At 69.4% G+C, this 17,737-nt stretch carries 21 protein-coding genes; 4 read left to right on the forward strand and 17 right to left on the reverse strand.

Annotated features, from left to right (window positions below; all coding sequences use genetic code 11):
* The first annotated feature begins 196 nt into the window (after nt 1–196).
* On the forward strand, nt 197–2,026 hold the full coding sequence (locus tag CG719_RS16835) for an endonuclease/exonuclease/phosphatase family protein (RefSeq protein ID WP_100569465.1): 1,830 nt from the start codon (nt 197–199) through the stop codon (nt 2,024–2,026).
* Between the two features lie 139 nt (nt 2,027–2,165).
* On the opposite strand, the gene CG719_RS16840 is transcribed toward CG719_RS16835, so the two are convergent.
* From CG719_RS16840 to CG719_RS35830, 4 genes are all read right to left on the reverse strand, one after another.
* On the reverse strand, nt 2,166–2,693 hold the full coding sequence (locus tag CG719_RS16840) for a DUF3618 domain-containing protein (protein WP_100569466.1): 528 nt from the start codon (nt 2,691–2,693) through the stop codon (nt 2,166–2,168).
* The gene (locus tag CG719_RS16845; protein WP_234375629.1) at nt 2,690–3,109 is read right to left on the reverse strand and encodes a phage holin family protein; all 420 of its coding nucleotides are present in this window, start codon (nt 3,107–3,109) and stop codon (nt 2,690–2,692) included. The genes CG719_RS16840 and CG719_RS16845 overlap by 4 nt, the downstream gene beginning before the upstream one ends.
* Nucleotides 3,110–3,281: 172 nt before the next feature.
* Nucleotides 3,282–4,007: a hypothetical protein gene (locus tag CG719_RS16850; protein WP_100569468.1), complete on the reverse strand. Its 726-nt coding sequence runs from the start codon at nt 4,005–4,007 to the stop codon at nt 3,282–3,284.
* Nucleotides 4,004–4,159, reverse strand: a complete 156-nt coding sequence (locus CG719_RS35830; RefSeq protein WP_199836668.1) for a hypothetical protein — start codon at nt 4,157–4,159, stop codon at nt 4,004–4,006. Before CG719_RS35830 ends, CG719_RS16850 begins: the two co-directional genes overlap by 4 nt.
* Nucleotides 4,160–4,313: 154 nt before the next feature.
* Between CG719_RS35830 and dapA the strand changes: the two genes are divergently transcribed.
* Both dapA and CG719_RS16860 read left to right on the forward strand, forming a co-directional pair.
* Nucleotides 4,314–5,219 carry a 4-hydroxy-tetrahydrodipicolinate synthase gene (gene dapA, locus CG719_RS16855; RefSeq protein ID WP_100569469.1) on the forward strand — a complete coding sequence of 302 codons (906 nt, stop codon included), beginning with the start codon at nt 4,314–4,316 and terminating at the stop codon, nt 5,217–5,219.
* A 536-nt stretch (nt 5,220–5,755) separates the two neighbouring features.
* The gene (locus CG719_RS16860; RefSeq protein ID WP_234375620.1) at nt 5,756–7,015 is read left to right on the forward strand and encodes a DUF4041 domain-containing protein; all 1,260 of its coding nucleotides are present in this window, start codon (nt 5,756–5,758) and stop codon (nt 7,013–7,015) included.
* Between the two features lie 87 nt (nt 7,016–7,102).
* On the opposite strand, the gene CG719_RS16865 is transcribed toward CG719_RS16860, so the two are convergent.
* The 7 genes from CG719_RS16865 to CG719_RS16895 all read right to left on the reverse strand — a co-directional run bounded on the left by CG719_RS16865 (nt 7,103) and on the right by CG719_RS16895 (nt 12,492).
* Nucleotides 7,103–8,074: a hypothetical protein gene (locus CG719_RS16865; RefSeq protein WP_234375621.1), complete on the reverse strand. Its 972-nt coding sequence runs from the start codon at nt 8,072–8,074 to the stop codon at nt 7,103–7,105.
* Between the two features lie 65 nt (nt 8,075–8,139).
* A complete protein-coding gene (locus CG719_RS16870) occupies nt 8,140–8,598 on the reverse strand; it encodes an NUDIX domain-containing protein (RefSeq protein ID WP_100569471.1) in 459 nt (152 codons plus the stop codon).
* Nucleotides 8,595–9,041, reverse strand: a complete 447-nt coding sequence (locus CG719_RS16875; RefSeq protein WP_199836670.1) for a hypothetical protein — start codon at nt 9,039–9,041, stop codon at nt 8,595–8,597. The genes CG719_RS16870 and CG719_RS16875 overlap by 4 nt, the downstream gene beginning before the upstream one ends.
* 77 nt (nt 9,042–9,118) lie before the next feature.
* Nucleotides 9,119–10,297, reverse strand: coding sequence for a helix-turn-helix transcriptional regulator (locus tag CG719_RS16880; RefSeq protein ID WP_100569472.1), 1,179 nt, complete (start codon nt 10,295–10,297; stop codon nt 9,119–9,121).
* Nucleotides 10,298–10,520: 223 nt separating this feature from the next.
* Nucleotides 10,521–11,510: a 2,3,4,5-tetrahydropyridine-2,6-dicarboxylate N-succinyltransferase gene (dapD, locus tag CG719_RS16885; protein ID WP_100569473.1), complete on the reverse strand. Its 990-nt coding sequence runs from the start codon at nt 11,508–11,510 to the stop codon at nt 10,521–10,523.
* Between the two features lie 110 nt (nt 11,511–11,620).
* A complete protein-coding gene (locus CG719_RS16890; RefSeq protein WP_100569474.1) occupies nt 11,621–12,172 on the reverse strand; it encodes a TetR/AcrR family transcriptional regulator in 552 nt (183 codons plus the stop codon).
* A complete protein-coding gene (locus CG719_RS16895) occupies nt 12,172–12,492 on the reverse strand; it encodes a DMT family transporter (RefSeq protein WP_100569475.1) in 321 nt (106 codons plus the stop codon). Before CG719_RS16895 ends, CG719_RS16890 begins: the two co-directional genes overlap by 1 nt.
* A gap of 107 nt (nt 12,493–12,599) precedes the next feature.
* Between CG719_RS16895 and CG719_RS16900 the strand changes: the two genes are divergently transcribed.
* Entirely contained in the window at nt 12,600–13,211 is a 612-nt protein-coding gene (locus CG719_RS16900) for a hypothetical protein (RefSeq protein WP_100569476.1), read from the forward strand.
* Nucleotides 13,212–13,311: 100 nt separating this feature from the next.
* Here the strand turns inward: CG719_RS16900 and CG719_RS16905 are convergent, their stop codons facing one another.
* Genes CG719_RS16905 through sufD form a run of 6 tightly spaced genes read right to left on the reverse strand, consistent with a single transcriptional unit; the run spans nt 13,312 to nt 17,690 of the window.
* Entirely contained in the window at nt 13,312–13,644 is a 333-nt protein-coding gene (locus CG719_RS16905; protein ID WP_100569477.1) for a metal-sulfur cluster assembly factor, read from the reverse strand.
* Nucleotides 13,641–14,108 carry a Fe-S cluster assembly sulfur transfer protein SufU gene (gene sufU, locus CG719_RS16910; protein ID WP_100569478.1) on the reverse strand — a complete coding sequence of 156 codons (468 nt, stop codon included), beginning with the start codon at nt 14,106–14,108 and terminating at the stop codon, nt 13,641–13,643. The genes CG719_RS16905 and sufU overlap by 4 nt, the downstream gene beginning before the upstream one ends.
* A 16-nt stretch (nt 14,109–14,124) precedes the next feature.
* Entirely contained in the window at nt 14,125–15,381 is a 1,257-nt protein-coding gene (locus tag CG719_RS16915) for a cysteine desulfurase (RefSeq protein ID WP_100569479.1), read from the reverse strand.
* Nucleotides 15,378–16,142 (reverse strand): Fe-S cluster assembly ATPase SufC, encoded by a 765-nt coding sequence (sufC, locus tag CG719_RS16920; RefSeq protein WP_100569480.1) that lies wholly within the window; start codon nt 16,140–16,142, stop codon nt 15,378–15,380. Before sufC ends, CG719_RS16915 begins: the two co-directional genes overlap by 4 nt.
* A gap of 7 nt (nt 16,143–16,149) precedes the next feature.
* Nucleotides 16,150–16,473 (reverse strand): non-heme iron oxygenase ferredoxin subunit, encoded by a 324-nt coding sequence (locus CG719_RS16925; protein ID WP_100569481.1) that lies wholly within the window; start codon nt 16,471–16,473, stop codon nt 16,150–16,152.
* Nucleotides 16,470–17,690: a Fe-S cluster assembly protein SufD gene (sufD, locus tag CG719_RS16930; protein ID WP_100569482.1), complete on the reverse strand. Its 1,221-nt coding sequence runs from the start codon at nt 17,688–17,690 to the stop codon at nt 16,470–16,472. The genes CG719_RS16925 and sufD overlap by 4 nt, the downstream gene beginning before the upstream one ends.
* Between the last annotated feature and the right edge of the window lie 47 nt (nt 17,691–17,737).

Consider the following 17,737-nt stretch of genomic DNA (forward strand, 5'->3'; position numbering starts at 1 on the left):
CTTTCCGTCACCTCCCGTCCATGGCGGAAACCTTGACAACCGACCGGGCCGCGCAGCAGATTGACGCGCGTAGAAATGCGGAGGCGGCTCGTTCCCGTCACGCTCTACGCGCGTCGACCGGTGCCTCCCGCCCGCGTCCCGCGTTTTCGCGTCGCACCCCCGTCGCCGTACTCCGTCACGCCCGAAGGGATCCACCGTGCCCAGCAAGTCCTCCGCCCGTCTCGCCGCGCTGACCATCGCCGCCGTCTGCTCGGCCGCGTCCGCCGTCGTCCTCACCTCTCCCGCGCACGCGGACACCGTGCGCATCCACGACATCCAGGGCGCCACCCGGATATCCCCCTACGCGAACCAGCAGGTCACGTCCGTGCCCGGCATCGTCACCGCCGTGCGCACCTACGGCTCCACCAGAGGCTTCTGGATGCAGGACGCCAATCCGGACAACAACCCCGCCACCAGCGAGGGCATCTTCGTCTTCACCAGCTCCACCCCGACGGTCGCGGTCGGCGACTCCGTCACGGTGACCGGAACCGTCTCCGAGTACGTCCCGGGCGGCGCCACCTCCGGCAACCAGTCGGTCACCGAGATCACCAAGCCGGTGGTCACCGTCGTCTCCAAGGGCAACCCGGTCCCGGCCCCGGTCGTGATCGACGCCAAGTCGGTTCCCGCCGTCTACGCCCCGGCCGGCGACCCCGCCGCGAAGGGCTCGGTCAACGGCCTGACCCTGGAGCCGACGAAGTACGCCCTGGACTACTACGAGTCCCTGGAGGGCATGAACGTCCAGATCGCCGACGCCCGCGTGGTCACCGCCACCAACCCCTACAGCGAGCTGTGGGTCACGGTGAAGCCGGACGAGAACCGCAGCTCCCGCGGCGGCACGGTCTACGGCTCCTACGACTCCCAGAACACCGGCCGCCTCCAGGTCGAGTCGCTGGGCTCCACCGCCGACTTCCCCGTGGCGAACGTCGGCGACACCCTCGCCGGCACCACCACCGGCCCGATGGACTACAACTCCTACGGCGGCTACACGCTCGTCGCCAGCCGGCTCGGCGCGCTCAAGAGCGGCGGCCTGCAGCGCGAGACGACCGCCAAGCAGTCCCCCGGCGAGCTCTCGGTGGCCACCTACAACGTCGAGAACCTCGACCCGTCCGACGCCACCTTCGACGAGCACGCCGCCGCGATCGTGCACAACCTGCAGTCGCCCGACATCGTGTCCCTGGAGGAGATCCAGGACAACAACGGCGCCGTGGACGACGGCACGGTCGACGCGAGCGTGACCATGGGCAAGCTGATCGACGCGATCGTCAAGGCCGGCGGCCCGAAGTACGACTGGCGCTCCATCGACCCGGTCAACGACCAGGACGGCGGCGAGCCGGGCGGCAACATCCGCCAGGTCTTCCTGTTCAACCCCGCGCGGGTCTCCTTCACCGACCGCCCGGGCGGCGACTCGACCACCGCGGTCGGCGTCAGGAAGGTGAACGGCAACAAGGCGGCCCTGACGGTCTCCCCGGGCCGGATCGACCCCGCGAGCGACGCCTGGAAGAACAGCCGCAAGCCGCTGGCCGGCGAGTTCGTCTTCCGCGGCCGCACGGTCATCGTGATCGCCAACCACTTCGCCTCCAAGGGCGGCGACCAGGGCCTGACCGCGCAGTACCAGCCGCCGGCGCGCAGCTCGGAGGTCCAGCGCCACCGCCAGGCGGCCGAGGTGAACTCCTTCGTCAACGACATCCTGAAGGTCGAGAAGAACGCGGACGTCGTCGTGCTCGGCGACATGAACGACTTCGAGTTCTCCGACACCGCGAAGATCCTCGAGGGTGACGGCGAGCTGTGGTCGGCGATCAAGTCGCTGCCCAAGAACGAGCGTTACACCTACGACTACCAGGGCAACCTCCAGGTTCTGGACCAGATCCTGATCAGCCCGGCGATCAAGCGCGGCGGCAACTTCGACTACGACAGCGTGCACGTCAACGCGGAGTTCCACGACCAGACCAGCGACCACGACCCGCAGGTGCTGCGCTTCCACCCGTAACACCCGCGCGTTCCGGGGGCGACGGTCCCCCGGCGCGGTACCGGGAAGGCCGCCCCCACCTCTCGGGTGGGGGCGGCCTTCGGGACGCCGGTGGTCCCGGCCGGCCGTGGTCGCCGCCGCGACCGGACGGCCCGCGGGTTCAGCGGCGGCGGCTGCGCCGGATCAGCAGTCCGGTCGCGACCAGGGCCGCCGCGCCCGCCGCGAGCGCTATCACCATCGGGCGCGGGTTGCGCCGGTACGCCTCGACCGCGTTGCTCACCGGGGCGGACTGCCCGGCCCGGGATGCCTGCTCCTGGACCGTGTGCCCGGCACGCGTGGCCTGTTCCTGGACCAGGTGACCCGCCCGCGTGGCCCGCTCCTGAAGCGTGTGCCCGGACCGGCCCGCCCCCTCCTGGGTCCGGTGACGGGCGTGGATGGCCTTCTCCTGGACGCGATGCCCGGCGTGCGCGGCCGAGCTGCGCAGCTGGACCGTCATGGCGCCCGCCTTGTCCATCAGGTCCGCCGCGCGGGCCTTCGCGCGGCCCTTCACGTCCGCCTTGGCCGCCAGCTCCTCGACGGTGTCGCCGAGCCGGCTCCTCGTCTGCTCGATCTGCTGCCTCAGCTCGTCGGGGCCCTTCGCTCCGGTCGGCGTGGTGGCGCCGCCGTCCCCCTGTGTCCTGTCCGTCATCGGTGGTGTGCCCTTTCCTTGATCGCCTCGACGTCCGCCTTGACGCTGCCGAGCATCTCCTCCGGCGTGGGTGGTGAGGCGCGGCGCAGCTGAGCGCGGCCGACGATGGCCAGCACGCTCGCGATCGCGAACAGCAAGGCCGTCACGACAAGCGCCGCGGCCCACACGGGCAGCGCCAGCGAGAGGGCGGCGGTGGCCGCGCCGGCGAGGGCGATCAGCCCGACATAGCCGACGGCGCCCGCCGCGCCGAGCAGTCCGCCGCCGCGTCCCATGCGGCGCCCCTTCTGTGTCAGCTCCGCCTTGGCCAGCGCCATTTCCTGCCGTACGAGCTGGGAGAGCTGCTCGGTGGCCCGGTGGACGAGTTCACCCACCGAGTGCTCGCCCGCCACCGGCACAGCCGGTGAACGGTCGCCCACCGACGGTTCGGCCGGCAGGCGTTCGTCCAGCGAACGTGTATCCGGTGCACGGTCGCCCGGGCGCTCGCGCACTGGGCGGCGCTGGTCGGGCGCAGGCCTCACATCGATAGTCCCGGTCACGGTGTCCGCCTCCTCTCGGTCCGGACCATCCGGGTACCCGGGACCTCCGCGACTACCCGTGGCCAAGGCCACCAGGACCGCGCTCGCCGAGCCGGGCCAGCTGGGTCTGGAACCAGTCGAGGCGCGCCTGCAACAGGGCTGCCTCCGCGGCGAGTTCGGGTACCCCGAGCCCTTCGGGTCCGGCGAGCGGCCCAGCCGGCGCCCCGGAGGCGGCGATCGCCCCGGCGACCGGTGCCGGCCAACCGCCGCCCGCCACGATCCGCAGCCCGGCCCCGGCCAGCCGGGCGAACCCGGCGCAGGTCACGGACGTACGGCCGTGCAGGCAGCCCGCGCAGGCGGCGGTCAGCGCCCGCCAGCCGGGCCTGCCCCAGCCGGCGTCGGCCAGGGCGGAGGCGGGCGCGCCGCACGCGCACGGGCCGACCGTCGCCGTCCGCACCCGCTGGCGGGCGTAGCGGAACCCGCGTTCGTAGCGGATGTAGGCGCCGAGGACGGAGACCTCAAGGAGGACGGCTCCACGGTGCTCGGCCGTGCACAGCAGGGCCTCGGCGGCGGCGCGCTCGTGCACGCAGTGGAACCCGCAGTCGCACAGACGGGCGGGTGGCCGGTGCCGGCGGCCGTAGACGCAGGCCGCGTCGGCGACGACGCCGTACGGCAGCGCGCCGCCGAGCGACACACCGGTGAAGCGGGCCCGGGTGCCGTCGTGGGACAGCACCGGGTGGGCGATCTTGTATCCGGTCGGCGGCTCCGTCGGGCGTTCCGCGGGCAGCCGCAGCCTCATCGGGCGGCCGGAGCCTCTTCGGGCGCGGCGGCGGCCCGCGGTTCCTGGATCTCCTGGCTCTCCTGGACCGCCTCGGGGAGTCCTGCCTGCTCCTCGCGGACCGTCGGCCGTTCCTCCGCCACGCCGGTGGCCAGTGCCTTGCCGAGCTTCATGACGCCTCCCGTGCCTGCCGTCGGTGACCTCCTGCCCATGGTGACGCATCACGGCCGACTTGGACACAGGACGCCTTCTCTCCAGCTTTGCTTACCGATAACCGGAAGAAGAATTAAGTGGAGCTTCACTGTCAACTCCGCCGACACTGCTTCCATGACGACGACCGCAGCCACTCCCGCCCCGCCCTTCGGCCGCGCCCTGTGCGCCATGATCACGCCCTTCACCGCCTCGGGCGAACTCGACCTCGACGGCGCCCAGCGGCTCGCCGACCGGCTGGTGACCGAGGGGTGCGACGGACTCGTGCTCAGCGGTACGACGGGCGAGTCGCCGACCACGACGGACGCCGAGAAGTCGGCGCTCGTCCGGGCCGTGCGCGAGGCGGTCGGGGAGCGCGCCCCGATCGTCGCGGGCGTGGGCACCGCCGACACCCGGCACACCGTCGAGCTGGCACTGGCGGCCGGGAAGGCGGGCGCGGACGGGGTGCTGGTGGTGACGCCGTACTACAGCAGACCGCCGCAGGACGCCGTGGAGGAGCACTTCCGCACGGTGGCGGACGCCTCCGGGCTGCCGGTGATGCTCTACGACATCCCCGGCCGCACCGGCACGCGCATCGAGCCGGAGACCATGCTGCGGCTTGCCGCACATCCCCGGATCGTGGCGGTCAAGGACTGCTCCTACGACTTCCTCGGCACCCAGAAGGTGCTGTCCCGCACCGAGTTGGCGTACTACGCGGGCTGCGAGGAGCACATCCTCCCGCTGTACGCGGTGGGCGGCACCGGATACGTCAGCACGGTCGCGAACCTGGTCCCGCGCCAACTGCACTCGATCCTCGACGCGTTCGACGCGGGCGACACCGCCCGTGCCGCCCGCCTCCAGCAACAGGCCGCCGAACTCATCGAGTCGACGATGTCCGCCGGCCTCCCCGGCACGGTCACCGTCAAGGCCCTCCTGAACGACCTGTCCCTGCCCGCCGGCCCGGTCCGCCCACCCCTGCGCCCGGCCACCCGCGAAACGGCGGCCGAGCTGCGCGCGGCGTACGAACGCCTGCGGGCGGCGTGACCACGGCCACGCCACTCTGCCAGAAGATCCAAGCTCCTCAGTCTCCGTGCGCGGGTCGACGCCCGACGAGGGGTAGTAACCTCCCTCTACCAACTCTCCGCACTCTGAGGAGTGCGGAGAGTGGAGACGGTATCGGTCTGTGGGGACAGACCGGGTCGGGGGGCATGATGATGACGTATCGGTTCAATCCGCCGCCGGGTTGGCCGGCACCGCCTCCGGGGTGGACTCCGCCTCCGGGATGGCACCCGGACCCGTCGTGGCCGCCACCGCCGCCGGGTTGGCAGCTTTGGGTGCACGACACCACGAATGGCGTCAACACCGGCCCCACGGTCGTGCCGGACCAAACCAGATCAGTCGACAGCCCGCCGACCATGCCGTCCGACTCAGACGCCGACCGAGTAGTCGGCGCACAGCCCGCCGCTCCCCCACAACCTCCCATTCCCTCTGCTCGCCGTGGTGGGCTGTTCGGCAGACGCCGACGTGACGAGTCCCAAGAGATCGAACAGCTACGAGCCTGGATAACTCACACACACGGCATGGACGCCGTGCAGGTCCTCGATGCCCTTCGCTTGGCGCGCGAGGAAGCCGCCGCCTTGCGCGAAGCCGCAGAAGCGGACGCAGAGCAGATCCGCCAAAAGGCCCACGAAGAGGTGAAGAGAGAGAAGGAAGAGGCTAAGAAGGCCTCCAAGGACGCCGACCGGGCTCGGAAAGAGGCTGAGAAGACTCGGCAGGAGACCTACAAGGCGAGTAGCCGACTCGCCGAACTCCAGGCCCAGGTCGTCACCACCGACGAAACAGCCATGCTTCAACAGGTCGGCATTTACGCCTACCGGCACCAGCTACAGGATGCCATCGCCTACCGCACCCGGCTGGACTCGCTGCAGGTAAAAATCAAAAGCCTCGCGCGAACCGACCAGGCAGTACTCGCAGCCCAGGACTGGACCGTCAACGGTTCTGCCAGCGCGGGGCGCAAGATGGTCCGGGACTTCTCGAAACTCATGCTCAGGGCTTACAACTCCGAGGCGGACTACGCGGTGCGGTCCATGCGCCCCCACCGTCTGAACTCGCTCATCGACCGCCTCTACAAGAGTCGGGAGACCATCGCGAAGCTCGGCGCGACCATGCACATCCGCATCTCCGACGCCTACCACGACGCGCGCGTACGTGAACTGCAACTGACCGCCGACTTCCTGCAGAAGAAGGAAGAGGAGAAGGAAGCCCAGCGGGAGATCCGGGCGCGAGAGAAGGAAGAAGCTGCCGCACAACGGGAATTGGAACGTGAACGAGTGAAGCTCCACAAGGAACTGGGACATTACCAGGCCGCGTTGCAGCGACTCCGGGAACGCGGGGACGCCGATGCCGTGGCGGGGATGGAAGCCAGACTCACCGAGATCGAAGAGGCCCTGAGCTCCGTCGAGGCACGTGCCGCCAATGTCCGCACCGGGTACGTGTACGTGATCTCCAACATCGGCGCCTTCGGTGAGCGGATGGTCAAGATCGGAATGACCCGGCGGCTGGAACCGCTGGAGCGTGTATACGAGCTGAGCGGTGCATCAGTGCCGTTCCGGTTCGACGTCCACGCGCTGATCTTCAGCAAGGACGCAGTCGGCCTGGAGTCCCAGCTCCACAAGGAGTTCGCGAATCACCGAGTCAACCGCGTCAACGTCCGAAAGGAGTTCTTCCGCGTCACCCCGGCCGAGGTGCGCGATGCCCTCCAACGGTACGCCGGCCAGCATCTCGTCGAGTTCACGGAAGAACCCCAGGCCCTGGAATGGCGTGCCAGCAAAGCGAGTTGATCCCTCAATCCAGCGAGCAAGAAACAGCAGGGAGCGACGCTGCCCCGCCTCGACGAGCGGGGTGACGGTGGAAGCTACGCCAACCGGTCAGGTTACGGAATCGACGGGCCCGAAATACGCGGGTGACAGGAACAGCGTTTCGAATGCCTTCGGACCATGCCGATCGCGCAGCCAGGTACACAGTGGCGTCAGCACGCCGGTGATCATCGCCGTCAAGACCGTGGTGTGCAGGTCGTTCGCTTCATCGCGCCCGATCTCCTCGAGAAACATGCTGTACCGGGCATTGACGCCGGCCTGGTACCTGCCCATCGAACCGAGGAACGCCGCGGCAACGGGGCTCGGGGCCACCGCGTCCCATGCCTCCGGCCGGGCAAGGTCGTCGGTGTCCGCCTGATCCAGCAGCCCCGTCACATCCCGGAACGCGAACCGGTCGACGCCGTCCGGTTGCTGGATGTCGCATTGCAGGGCTGCCGCTCGCGTGATCGCACGGGCCTCCCGGTCGCAAGCCCCTTCCATCACCACGCCGAGATTTCGCGTCGTGGGTGAACCCGCCAGATCTGGAGCCGAGTAGGTGCGGCCGTCGTGCCTGCGGAAATTCACGCCGTACTGGCTGCGGACCACCTCGTCGCCGCGCAGTCGATAAGAGCGGTACGAGCCATAGTGCAGGCAGTCGTGCGCGTACGCTCGCAACAGGTCGAGCGCCGCCAGCACCGGTCGCTCGGGGAGACCTGTGTTCATCGGCCCGTAGGCGGTGATCAGAGCCCTCATCTGTGCATGCCTATAGCCCTGGTTCGGGTGATGAAAACCGCCGAACGCGCCGGAGTCGGTGGACTGGATGCCGTAGAGCACACGGTCCAGCGGCAGCAGTCGGGACAAGCCGAGGGCCGCGTACCTGGGTCGGAGGATCGCCGATCCATACAGGAAGGGACCCACGTCCACCCCGGCTTCGCCCCACCGCCGCAGGGCCATGGGCAGCGGCAGAAAGGTGACGTTCGGGTGGTCGCCGGTCAGGGTGTCCGTCGTGCGCAATTCGATCAGCCGGTCCAGCAGACGGCCCATGTTGCTGGTACCGGCCAGATGCTCGTTCGGGGCGAGTAACCGCGGACTGATGCCGACCGACCGGGTCAGCCGTTCGATTCCTTGCCCAGGATGAGGGGCCGGTGAGACTCCTGCAGTCCTTTCGGCAGGTTGTCCGGGGAGAACCATTTCCCCTCCAGGATCTCGAAGGAATCGATCTTCATCTCGCCGCCTACGAGGTGCGCCTCATAGGCAACTTCGACGCGTAGCTTGTAGCCACTCTTCAGGTGCACCAGGGCCCCCGGCTTCACCTCCAGGCCGGTCTCCTCACGCACCTCCCGCACCACGGTCTGGGCGAACTCCTCGCCCTTTACGGCGTAACCCGTCGGCAGACCCCACTGACGCTCCGGCGGCCACATACGGTGGCGCAGCAGCAGAACCCGGCCGTCGTCGCGGCGCACGACACCAGTGACGCCGACCATGAATTTGCTGTGGGCCAGCCACAGCACACGCCACTGCACAGGGCCCCTGATGATCCGCCACAGACGGGCGATGATGCGCTTCATGTCGCGCCTTTCTCGGAATCGGACCGCCGGTACGGTTCGTGGAAGGGCAACGATGGTGCATCGATGGGCGGCCTTCCAAACATGCTGTGTGTACCGGCCGTGACGTCTTCGTCCCCGTCCAATTCCATGACGCCCAACCGGAGACCGCGCGACTCCGTGACGCGGAGCGTGGTCGCGAGGCACTCGGCAAGGCGGGTTGCGATGAACCGAAGCTCTTGGTTCCCGAGACGCTCTTTCTCCAGGAGGCCATTCGAGTGGGCCAGGACCTCCCGCGAGTCGCGGACCTGCTCGGCCTCCATGGCGTCTGCGAGGCGGGAGAGGAACCCGCCCCCACTTCGCGGGGACAGGTAGCACGGCTTGCCGTCCTCGCCGATCCACGGGAGGAGCCGCCCCTCCTGAGAGGGGAAGTTCGCGCCATGATTTCTCTCGTCGCTGATAGCCATACTGCAACGCTAGAAGCTGCGTTGACGCTGCGTCGATGGCACTTTGACGCACGGCGAAGGCGAAGTGCCACGGGGTGTCACACGGGCAGATGCACCAGGTCGGCAAGCTCCCGCATCTCCGGCGTGAGCGTGCGACGCCTACTCACGATGCGGACGAGGATGTCGTGTGCGTAGCGCTGGTTCGGGAGCCACTGCGGGGATCCGACGCGGATCTTGTTGAAGGTGTCGACGGCTTCCGCGTACTGCCGTAGCTGAGTCTGTGCGCTTGCGACATCGAGTAGGTGCCTGTTCCGGTTGTTCGAGGTCGGCTTCAGGCTGTCCGCAGGGATTTTGGCAGCCAGGGAGAGCACCTCGTCGGGGCGGCCGGCCACCATCGCGTTCTCTGTACGCTTCAACGCCACGGTGACGGGCCCGAAAGTGCGTAGGAAGTCGCCCTCGGGAGTGTGCTCCTCCCCAAGGGCCACGGCAGCCGACCGAGCGAGCCGCAGGGCGTCTGCGGCCTCGCCGGGGCGGTTGTCTCGGATCGCTGCCGCCGACACGCGGAGCAGGAGCCAGCCCCAGGCACTCAGTTCGGTCGGTGTAGCTCGGGACATGCGGGGCTCGACCTCGTCAGCCCATTCGATGGCCAGTGCGCGGGCGTCGGCCAGTCTTCCGCGGCGCAGCAGAAGCCAGCATTGGACGCTGACGGTGGCGGCGCCCTGTACGCGGTCGACTGCGTCGTCCAGGGCCCGCTCCAAGGCCAACTCCGCTGCGTCGAACTGACGCGTCTGAGTCATCAGCCAGCCAGTCAGCTCCAACAGGCGTGCGCGGAGCGGCCGACCGCGCGGGTCGGTCTCGGTCAGCGCCTCGGCGTCACGCAGGAGGGGCGGGAGAGCCGCGCCGAGCTCGGCGAAGCGGTCGTGGGCGAACAGAGGCACGGCCGCCTCGAGCGCCTCCCGTACGCCGTCGTAGGTGGGTTGCTCCGAGAGCCCGTCAAGGTCTGGGGGAGCCGCCAGAGCAGCGTGTACGGGCGCCCAGCGGTTCACCGTCTCCTCGTCGGCCGCGGCCTCGGCGTGCTCGGTGATGAGCCGGGTTGTGGGCACCTTCAGGACGTTCGCGAGCCGGCGCGCCGTCTCCAAGCGCGTGTCGTCTCGCTCGCCCTGCTCCAGCTTGCGGATGAGGGAGAGGGAGACGTCCGAGAGCTCTGACAACTCGCGCTGGCTCAGGCCCCGACGCTTGCGGACTTCCCGGAGCCGTTCACCGAAGTTGGCGCTCATGATTCGAGGGTACGGCGTGCGGGAGGGCCGGGTCGGGGAACGCGAGGAACGCGCGAAACGCCAAGTCCCAGGAGTTGAACAGCACTCCGCCCAGGATGGTGATCTTCCAGAAACGGACCTCGCGCCGCTCCGCGTCCGTCAGAACAGTGCTGTCGGCATCGCCGAAGTCCGCCCTCCCGGGACGGCTCGGGGGCCAGTCGTGGGAGGGCGCTCGGGTGGTGAGTCAGTTGTGGCTGTGCAGGATCTCGTTCAGGCCGCCCCAGACCGCGTTGTTCGGGCGGGCCTCGACGGCGCCGGTGACCGAGTTGCGGCGGAAGAGGATGTTGGAGGCGCCGGACAGCTCGCGTGCCTTCACGATCTGGCCGTCGGGCATCGTGACCCGGGTGCCGGCGGTGACGTACAGACCGGCCTCGACCACACACTCGTCGCCGAGCGCGATGCCCACGCCCGCCTCGGCGCCGATCAGGCAGCGCTCGCCGATGGCGATGATCACGTTGCCGCCGCCGGAGAGGGTGCCCATGGTCGAGGCGCCACCGCCGATGTCGGAGCCGTCGCCGACCACGACGCCCGCGGAGATGCGGCCCTCGACCATGGAGGTGCCCAGGGTGCCCGCGTTGAAGTTGACGAAGCCCTCGTGCATCACGGTGGTGCCCTCGGCGAGGTGCGCGCCGAGCCGCACCCGGTCGGCGTCGGCGATGCGGACGCCCTTCGGGGCGACGTAGTCGGTCATGCGCGGGAACTTGTCGATCGAGGTCACCTGGAGGTGCAGGCCCTCGGCGCGGGCGTTGAGCCGCACCTTCTCGATGTCGTCCACGGCGACCGGGCCGAGCGAGGTCCAGGCGACGTTGGCGAGGTGACCGAAGATGCCGTCCAGGCTCTGGCCGTGCGGCTTGACCAGCCGGTGCGAGAGCAGGTGCAGACGCAGGTAGACGTCGTGCGCGTCGATCGGCTTCTCGTCGAGCGAGGCGATGACCGTACGGACCGCGACCACCTCGACGCCCCGGCGCGCGTCCAGTCCGATCGCCGCGGTGGCACCCTCGCCCAGCAGCTCCGCGGCCCGCTCGGCGGACAGCCGCTCACTGCCGGCCGGGCCGGGCTGGTCCGTCAGCTCGGGGGCGGGGAACCAGGTGTCGAGAACGGTGCCGTCGGCGGCGATCGTGGCGAGTCCGGCGGCCACGGCGCCGGTGGTGCGGGGGACAGTCGTGTCGGTCATAGAAGGAAACCTAACGTGAGGCGGGGCGCACCGGCGAACCGGTGCGGTGGACGTCTCATGTGCCGGTCAGGGGCCCGCGCGGGAGGCGGCGCGGCGGGCGTGCCGCCGGGTCAGGCGTCCACGGGCGGCGGGATCATCCGCCTCAGCATCTCGCGCGCGTAGCCCTCGTCGTAGGGGGTTCCGGTCAGCAGCACCTGGAGGCAGATGCCGTCCATCAGGGCCACCAGGGCGCGGGCGGTGGTCGGGTCGGTGCGGCGGGAGAGCAGGGCCGCGACGTCCTCGGCCCACTCGGCGGCGACGGGGCGCAGCGCGGGACGGCGCAGGGCGGCGAGATACAGCTCGTACTCCAGCTCGACCCCGGTGCGGTCACCGGCCAGCCACTCCCCCATCCAGCCCGCGAGCGCCTCCGCGAGGTCGGTGCGCGGGTCGTCGAGGCCGCCGCGCGCGGCGATCACCTTGGCGAAGCCCTCGTTTGCCTGCCCGAGTGCCGCGACCATCAGCTCGTCCAGCGTCCGGAAGTGGTAGGTCGTGGAGCCCAGTGGTACGTCCGCCTCGGCGGCCACCGTGCGGTGGCTCAGTCCGGCCAGGCCCTTGGCACCCACCACGCGCAGCGCCGCGTCAATGATCCGCTGCCGCCGCTCCGGGTCGTACCGCCGGGCCATCAGTGGGCCCCGCCCAGGCTGAGGACGACCACTCCGAGGACGATCAGCACGATCCCGGCGACCTTGGCGAGGCCGAGCCCCTCCCCGAACAGCATCAGACCGAGCGCGGCGACGGCCGCGGTGCCGATGCCGGACCAGATCGCGTAGGCGGTGCCGATGGCCACGGTCTGCAGGGTCCGGGCGAGCAGCACGAAGGAGAGGACGTACCCGACGACGGTCACCAGCGAGGGCCCGAACCTGCTGAAGCCGTCGCTGTACTTCATGGCCGTCGTGGCCGCGACTTCCGCGGCGATGGCCCCGGCGAGCAACACGTATCCCATGCGGGCGAGCGTATCCGCCGTTGTGTACGTCCGTACACAACGGGGGTCTTCGATCGCCGCTGATAATGCTGCGGCGAGTGACGGCACGGACTGGAGGGGCGCCGCGAGTGAAAGCCGACGACACACCGAAGAGGACCGATCCGCCGAAGTCGCTGCTGGGCCGCGTCTGCCTCGTGCTGGTGATGCTGATCACGGGGGTGCTGTTCAGCGTCGTCGGGGTGGCCGCGACCGTGCATTTCGCCGATGGTCTGAAGTACTCCACGCGTGCTTCCGGCACCCCGGGGCTGCTGAAGATAGACGAATGCATCACCTCCGGCACCGGCAAGCAGCGCCACACCGACTGCGTCGGCGCCTTCCGGTCGGACGACCACCGTGTCGTGGACAGGTTCGCGTCCATCGGCGGCCCCCACAGGAAGGGGGCGGTGCTGCCGGTCCAGCGGGATGCCCACGGCCACTGCTACACGGTCGGGGTGACGCCGACAGCCTGGCGGCTCTCCGTGATCTGCTTCTGCGTGCTGGTGCTCTTCGGCGGCCTGGCCGCCTTCTACGGTGCGTTCTGCACTGTGACGCCACGCACGGGCCGCCGGATCGGCGCCGTGATGCGGTCGTCGGGGATCGCCCGGGCGGTGAGTGGGCTGTGCAAGGCGCTGGGGGTCGGTATCGCCGTCTTCGGCGTGGTGGCCCTGTTCGGCCTGATCGGAGAGCTGGTCGTGCGCTGACCTCCACGGACCGGCGAGGGAAACCGGCGGAACCGCGAGCGAACGCCGAACGGCGAGGTCCTCCGGGGGACCTCGCCGTTCGGTGTTGTGCTCGTTGATCTCAGACGTTGAAGCCGAGCGCCCGCAGCTGCTCGCGGCCGTCGTCCGTGATCTTGTCGGGGCCCCACGGCGGCATCCAGACCCAGTTGATGCGCAGCTCGTTGACGAGGCCGTCCGTGGCGGACTTGGCCTGGTCCTCGATGACGTCGGTGAGCGGGCAGGCCGCGGACGTCAGGGTCATGTCGATGGTCGCGATGTTCGACTCGTCGACGTGGATGCCGTAGATCAGGCCGAGGTTGACGACGTCGATGCCCAGTTCGGGGTCGACGACGTCCATCAGGGCCTCGCGGAGCTCCTCCTCCGAGGCCGGCTTCATCTCCACGGTCTCGCTCATGCGGTCTTCCTTTCGGCGTCGGCGCCGCTCAGCGCCTGGGCCGTCGCGTCCTTCCAGGCCATCCAGCTCAACAGGGCGCACTTGACCCGGGCCGGGTACTTGGACACCCCGGCGAACGCGACCGCGTCCTCCAGGACGTCCTCCATCGCGTCGTCGGGTTCGATCCGGCCCTTGGACTGCATCAGCTCCAGGAAGGTCTCCTGGATCCTCTGCGCCTCGGCCAGCTCCCTGCCGACGAGCAGTTCGTTCAGTACGGAGGCCGAGGCCTGGCTGATCGAGCAGCCCTGGCCCTCGTACGAGACGTCTTTGATCGTCGTGCCGTCGTACTTCACTCGGAGGGTGATCTCGTCGCCGCACGTCGGGTTCACATGGTGCACCTCGGCGTCGCCATCCCTCAGACCACGCCCGTGCGGGTTCTTGTAGTGGTCCAGGATGACTTCCTGGTACATCGAATCCAGCTTCATGCGATCGTTCGTCCCGTCAGCCGAAGAAGTTCCGTACGTGCTCCAGGCCGTCGACCAGAACGTCGATCTCGGCCGGCGTGGAGTACAGATAGAACGACGCCCGCGTGGTCGCAGGAATTCCGTACCGCAGGCACACCGGCCGTGCGCAGTGGTGGCCCACGCGCACCGCGATGCCCTGCTCGTCGAGGACCTGGCCCACGTCGTGCGGGTGGATGTCACCCAGCGTGAAGGAGATCGCCGCGCCCCGGTCCTCGGCCGTGGTGGGGCCGATGATCCTGAGGTCGGGGACCTCCGCCAGCCGCCGCACCGCGTACTCCGTGAGCGCGTGCTCGTGGGCGAGGATCTTGTCCATCCCGATCGAGTTCAGGTAGTCGATCGCCGCGCCCAGACCGACCGCCTGCGCGATCGGCGGGGTGCCCGCCTCGAACTTGTGCGGGGCGGGGGCGTACGTCGACGAGTGCATCGACACGGTCTCGATCATCTCGCCGCCGCCGAGGAACGGGGGCAGGTCCTCAAGCAGCTCCTGGCGGCCCCAGAGCACACCGATGCCGGTCGGGCCGCACATCTTGTGGCCGGTGAACGCCACGAAGTCGGCCTGGAGTGCCTGGACGTCCAGCGGCATGTGCGGCGCGGCCTGGGAGGCGTCGATGCAGACCAGCGCGCCGACCTCCTGGGCGCGGCGCACTATCGCCTCGACCGGGTTCACGGTGCCGAGGATGTTGGACACCAGCACGAAGGAGACGATCTTCGTCTTCTCGGTGATGACCTCGTCGATGTTCGACAGGTCGAGGCGGCCGTCATCGGTGAGGCCGAACCACTTCAGCTTCGCGCCCGTGCGCTGCGCCAGCAGCTGCCAGGGAACGATGTTGGAGTGGTGCTCCATCTCGGTGATGACGATCTCGGTCTCGTGGTCCACCCGGTAGGGCTCGTCGGCCCAGCCGAGCATGTTGGCCACGAGGTTGAGCGACTCGGAGGCGTTCTTGGTGAAGATCACCTCGTCGCGGCTCGGGGCGTTGATGAACGCGGCGACCTTGTCGCGCGCGCCCTCGTACAGCGCCGTGGCCTCCTCGGCGAGCACATGCACACCGCGGTGGACGTTGGCGTTGTAGCGCTCGTAGTACTCGCTCAGGGCGTCCAGCACCTGGCGCGGTTTCTGCGAGGTCGCCGCGTTGTCCAGGTACACGAGCTTCTGGCCGTCGTGGACCAGCCGGTCCAGGATGGGGAAGTCCTTGCGGATCGCCTCTGTGTCGAGGAGGCCCGGCAGCTGTGTCACGCGGATGCGCCACCCTTCACGTATGCCTCGTAGCCCTCGTTCTCCAGCTTGTCCGCGAGCGCGGCGCCGCCGGACTCGACGATCCGGCCGCCGGCGAACACGTGGACGTGGTCGGGCTTGATGTAGCGCAGGATGCGCGTGTAGTGGGTGATCAGCAGGGTGCCGACCTGGCCGCTCTCGCGGACCCGGTTCACGCCCTCCGACACGATGCGCAGGGCGTCGACGTCGAGGCCGGAGTCGGTCTCGTCGAGGATCGCGATCTTCGGCTTGAGCAGCTCCAGCTGAAGGATCTCGTGCCGCTTCTTCTCGCCGCCGGAGAAGCCCTCGTTCACGTTGCGCTCGGCGAAGGCCGGGTCCATGGAGAGCCGCTCCATGGCCTCCTTGACCTCCTTCACCCAGGTGCGCAGCTTCGGCGCCTCGCCGCGGACGGCGGTGGCGGAGGTGCGGAGGAAGTTGGAGACCGAGACGCCGGGGACCTCGACCGGGTACTGCATGGCGAGGAACAGGCCCGCGCGGGCGCGCTCGTCGACGGACATCTCCAGGACGTCCTCACCGTCGAGGGTGACGGAGCCGCCGGACACGGTGTACTTGGGGTGGCCCGCCAGGGCGTAGGCGAGGGTCGACTTGCCGGAGCCGTTGGGGCCCATGATGGCGTGCGTCTCGCCCTGCTTCACGGTGAGGTCGACGCCCTTGAGGATCTCCTTCGTGGCGTTGTCGGCCTCGACGGTGACGTGCAGGTCTCGGATTTCAAGCGTTGCCATGGGTGCCTCAGGACTCCTGGGTGAGGGAGACGAGCACGTCGTCCCCTTCGATCTTTACGGGGTATACGGGGACAGGGCGCGTCGCGGGGAGCGCGTCGGGCTTGCCGGAACGGAGGTCGAAGCGCGAGCCGTGCAGCCAGCACTCGATGTGGCAGTCGTCGACCTCGCCCTCGGAGAGCGAGACGTTCGCGTGGGAGCAGATGTCGTTGATGGCGAACACCTCCCCCTCGGTCTTCACGACCGAGACCGGCGTGCCGTCGAGTTCCACCCGCTTCGGGGTGTCCTCCTCCAGCTCGCTCAGCCCGCAGACGCGTACGAAGGTGTGGGTCATCCGACCGCCGCCTCCAGCTCCTCCTCGATCTTGGCGATGAGGCGCTCCTCGATGTCCTTGACACCGATCTGCTGGACCAGCTCGGCGAAGAAGCCGCGGACCACCAGACGGCGGGCCTCCTGCTCCGGGATGCCGCGGGCCATCAGGTAGAAGAGCTGCTCGTCGTCGAAGCGTCCGGTCGCGGAGGCGTGCCCGGCGCCGACGATCTCGCCGGTCTCGATCTCCAGGTTCGGCACGGAGTCGACGCGGGCGCCGTCGGTGAGCACCAGGTTGCGGTTCATCTCGTAGGTGTCCGTGCCCTCGGCCTTGGCCTCGATCAGCACGTCACCGATCCACACCGCGTGCGCGTCGTCGCCCTGGAGGGCGCCCTTGTAGGCGACGTTCGACTTGCAGTGCGGGGTGTTGTGGGTGACCAGGAGGCGGTGCTCCTGGTGCTGGCCGGCGTCGGTGAAGTACAGGCCGTACAGCTCGGCCTCGCCGCCGGTGCCGGCGTAGGTCACGCGCGGGCTCAGGCGGACGAGGTCACCGGCGAAGGTGACGACGACCGACTTGAAGGAGGCGTCGCGGCCGATCAGCGTGTTGTACTGGGCGACGTGCACGGCCTTGTCGTCCCAGTCCTGGATGGAGACGACGGTCAGCTTGGCGCCGTCGCCGAGCAGGAAGTCGACGTTGGCGGCGAGTACCGCGTCACCGGTGTGGTCGATGACGACGACGGCCTCGGCGAAGGCCCCGAGTTCGATGACCTGGTGGGCGTAGGCGACCCCGCCCTGGCCGTGCACCGCGATGCGGATCGGCTCGGTGAGGACGGCCTCCTTGGCCACGCTCACGACCGAGGCCTTCTCGAAGGCGGAGTAGGCCTGGGCGGCGACGCGGTCCACCGGGGTGCCGGCCTTGCCGAGCCGGGCGTCGTCGCGGCCGACGGTCTCGACGGTGACGCCGTCGGGGGCCTGGACGTCCACCTTGACGCCCTCGCCGGTGGCGGTCGCGGTCCCGTCGTGCAGACCGCGCAGCCGCCCCAGCGGGGTGAAGCGCCATTCCTCCTCGCGACCGTGCGGGACCGGGAAGTCCGCGACGTCGAAGGAGGGCGGCGCGCTCATGCGCGTGGCGACGGTCGACTCGGCGGCGACCGCGATCTGGCCGGCGGTCGTCGAACCGACGGATGGGGGTCCCCCCGCCCGAGCTGATCCGAGGGTGGGGGAGTTCTGGGCCTCAGCCATGGCTGTCGTATTGCTCGCTTTCTTGCGTGTGGGCTACGGCGGACTGC

The sequence above is a fragment of the Streptomyces sp. CB01373 genome (assembly GCF_002803075.1).
Classification (GTDB): domain Bacteria; phylum Actinomycetota; class Actinomycetes; order Streptomycetales; family Streptomycetaceae; genus Streptomyces.

What these genes read in the sequence shown, in the direction of transcription:
- CG719_RS16865 (WP_234375621.1), bottom strand. Translation starts at nt 8,074, where the DNA reads ATGGGCCGTCTGCTGGACCGGCTGATCGAATTGCGCACGACGGACACC.
- dapA (WP_100569469.1), top strand. Translation starts at nt 4,314, where the DNA reads ATGACGACGACCGCAGCCACTCCCGCCCCGCCCTTCGGCCGCGCCCTG.
- CG719_RS16870 (WP_100569471.1), bottom strand. Translation starts at nt 8,598, where the DNA reads ATGAAGCGCATCATCGCCCGTCTGTGGCGGATCATCAGGGGCCCTGTG.
- CG719_RS16905 (WP_100569477.1), bottom strand. Translation starts at nt 13,644, where the DNA reads ATGAGCGAGACCGTGGAGATGAAGCCGGCCTCGGAGGAGGAGCTCCGC.
- CG719_RS16925 (WP_100569481.1), bottom strand. Translation starts at nt 16,473, where the DNA reads ATGACCCACACCTTCGTACGCGTCTGCGGGCTGAGCGAGCTGGAGGAG.
- dapD (WP_100569473.1), bottom strand. Translation starts at nt 11,510, where the DNA reads ATGACCGACACGACTGTCCCCCGCACCACCGGCGCCGTGGCCGCCGGA.
- CG719_RS16895 (WP_100569475.1), bottom strand. Translation starts at nt 12,492, where the DNA reads ATGGGATACGTGTTGCTCGCCGGGGCCATCGCCGCGGAAGTCGCGGCC.
- sufC (WP_100569480.1), bottom strand. Translation starts at nt 16,142, where the DNA reads ATGGCAACGCTTGAAATCCGAGACCTGCACGTCACCGTCGAGGCCGAC.
- CG719_RS35830 (WP_199836668.1), bottom strand. Translation starts at nt 4,159, where the DNA reads ATGAAGCTCGGCAAGGCACTGGCCACCGGCGTGGCGGAGGAACGGCCG.
- sufU (WP_100569478.1), bottom strand. Translation starts at nt 14,108, where the DNA reads ATGAAGCTGGATTCGATGTACCAGGAAGTCATCCTGGACCACTACAAG.
- CG719_RS16840 (WP_100569466.1), bottom strand. Translation starts at nt 2,693, where the DNA reads ATGACGGACAGGACACAGGGGGACGGCGGCGCCACCACGCCGACCGGA.
- CG719_RS16875 (WP_199836670.1), bottom strand. Translation starts at nt 9,041, where the DNA reads ATGGCTATCAGCGACGAGAGAAATCATGGCGCGAACTTCCCCTCTCAG.
- CG719_RS16860 (WP_234375620.1), top strand. Translation starts at nt 5,756, where the DNA reads ATGGACGCCGTGCAGGTCCTCGATGCCCTTCGCTTGGCGCGCGAGGAA.
- CG719_RS16890 (WP_100569474.1), bottom strand. Translation starts at nt 12,172, where the DNA reads ATGGCCCGGCGGTACGACCCGGAGCGGCGGCAGCGGATCATTGACGCG.
- sufD (WP_100569482.1), bottom strand. Translation starts at nt 17,690, where the DNA reads ATGGCTGAGGCCCAGAACTCCCCCACCCTCGGATCAGCTCGGGCGGGG.
- CG719_RS16850 (WP_100569468.1), bottom strand. Translation starts at nt 4,007, where the DNA reads ATGAGGCTGCGGCTGCCCGCGGAACGCCCGACGGAGCCGCCGACCGGA.
- CG719_RS16880 (WP_100569472.1), bottom strand. Translation starts at nt 10,297, where the DNA reads ATGAGCGCCAACTTCGGTGAACGGCTCCGGGAAGTCCGCAAGCGTCGG.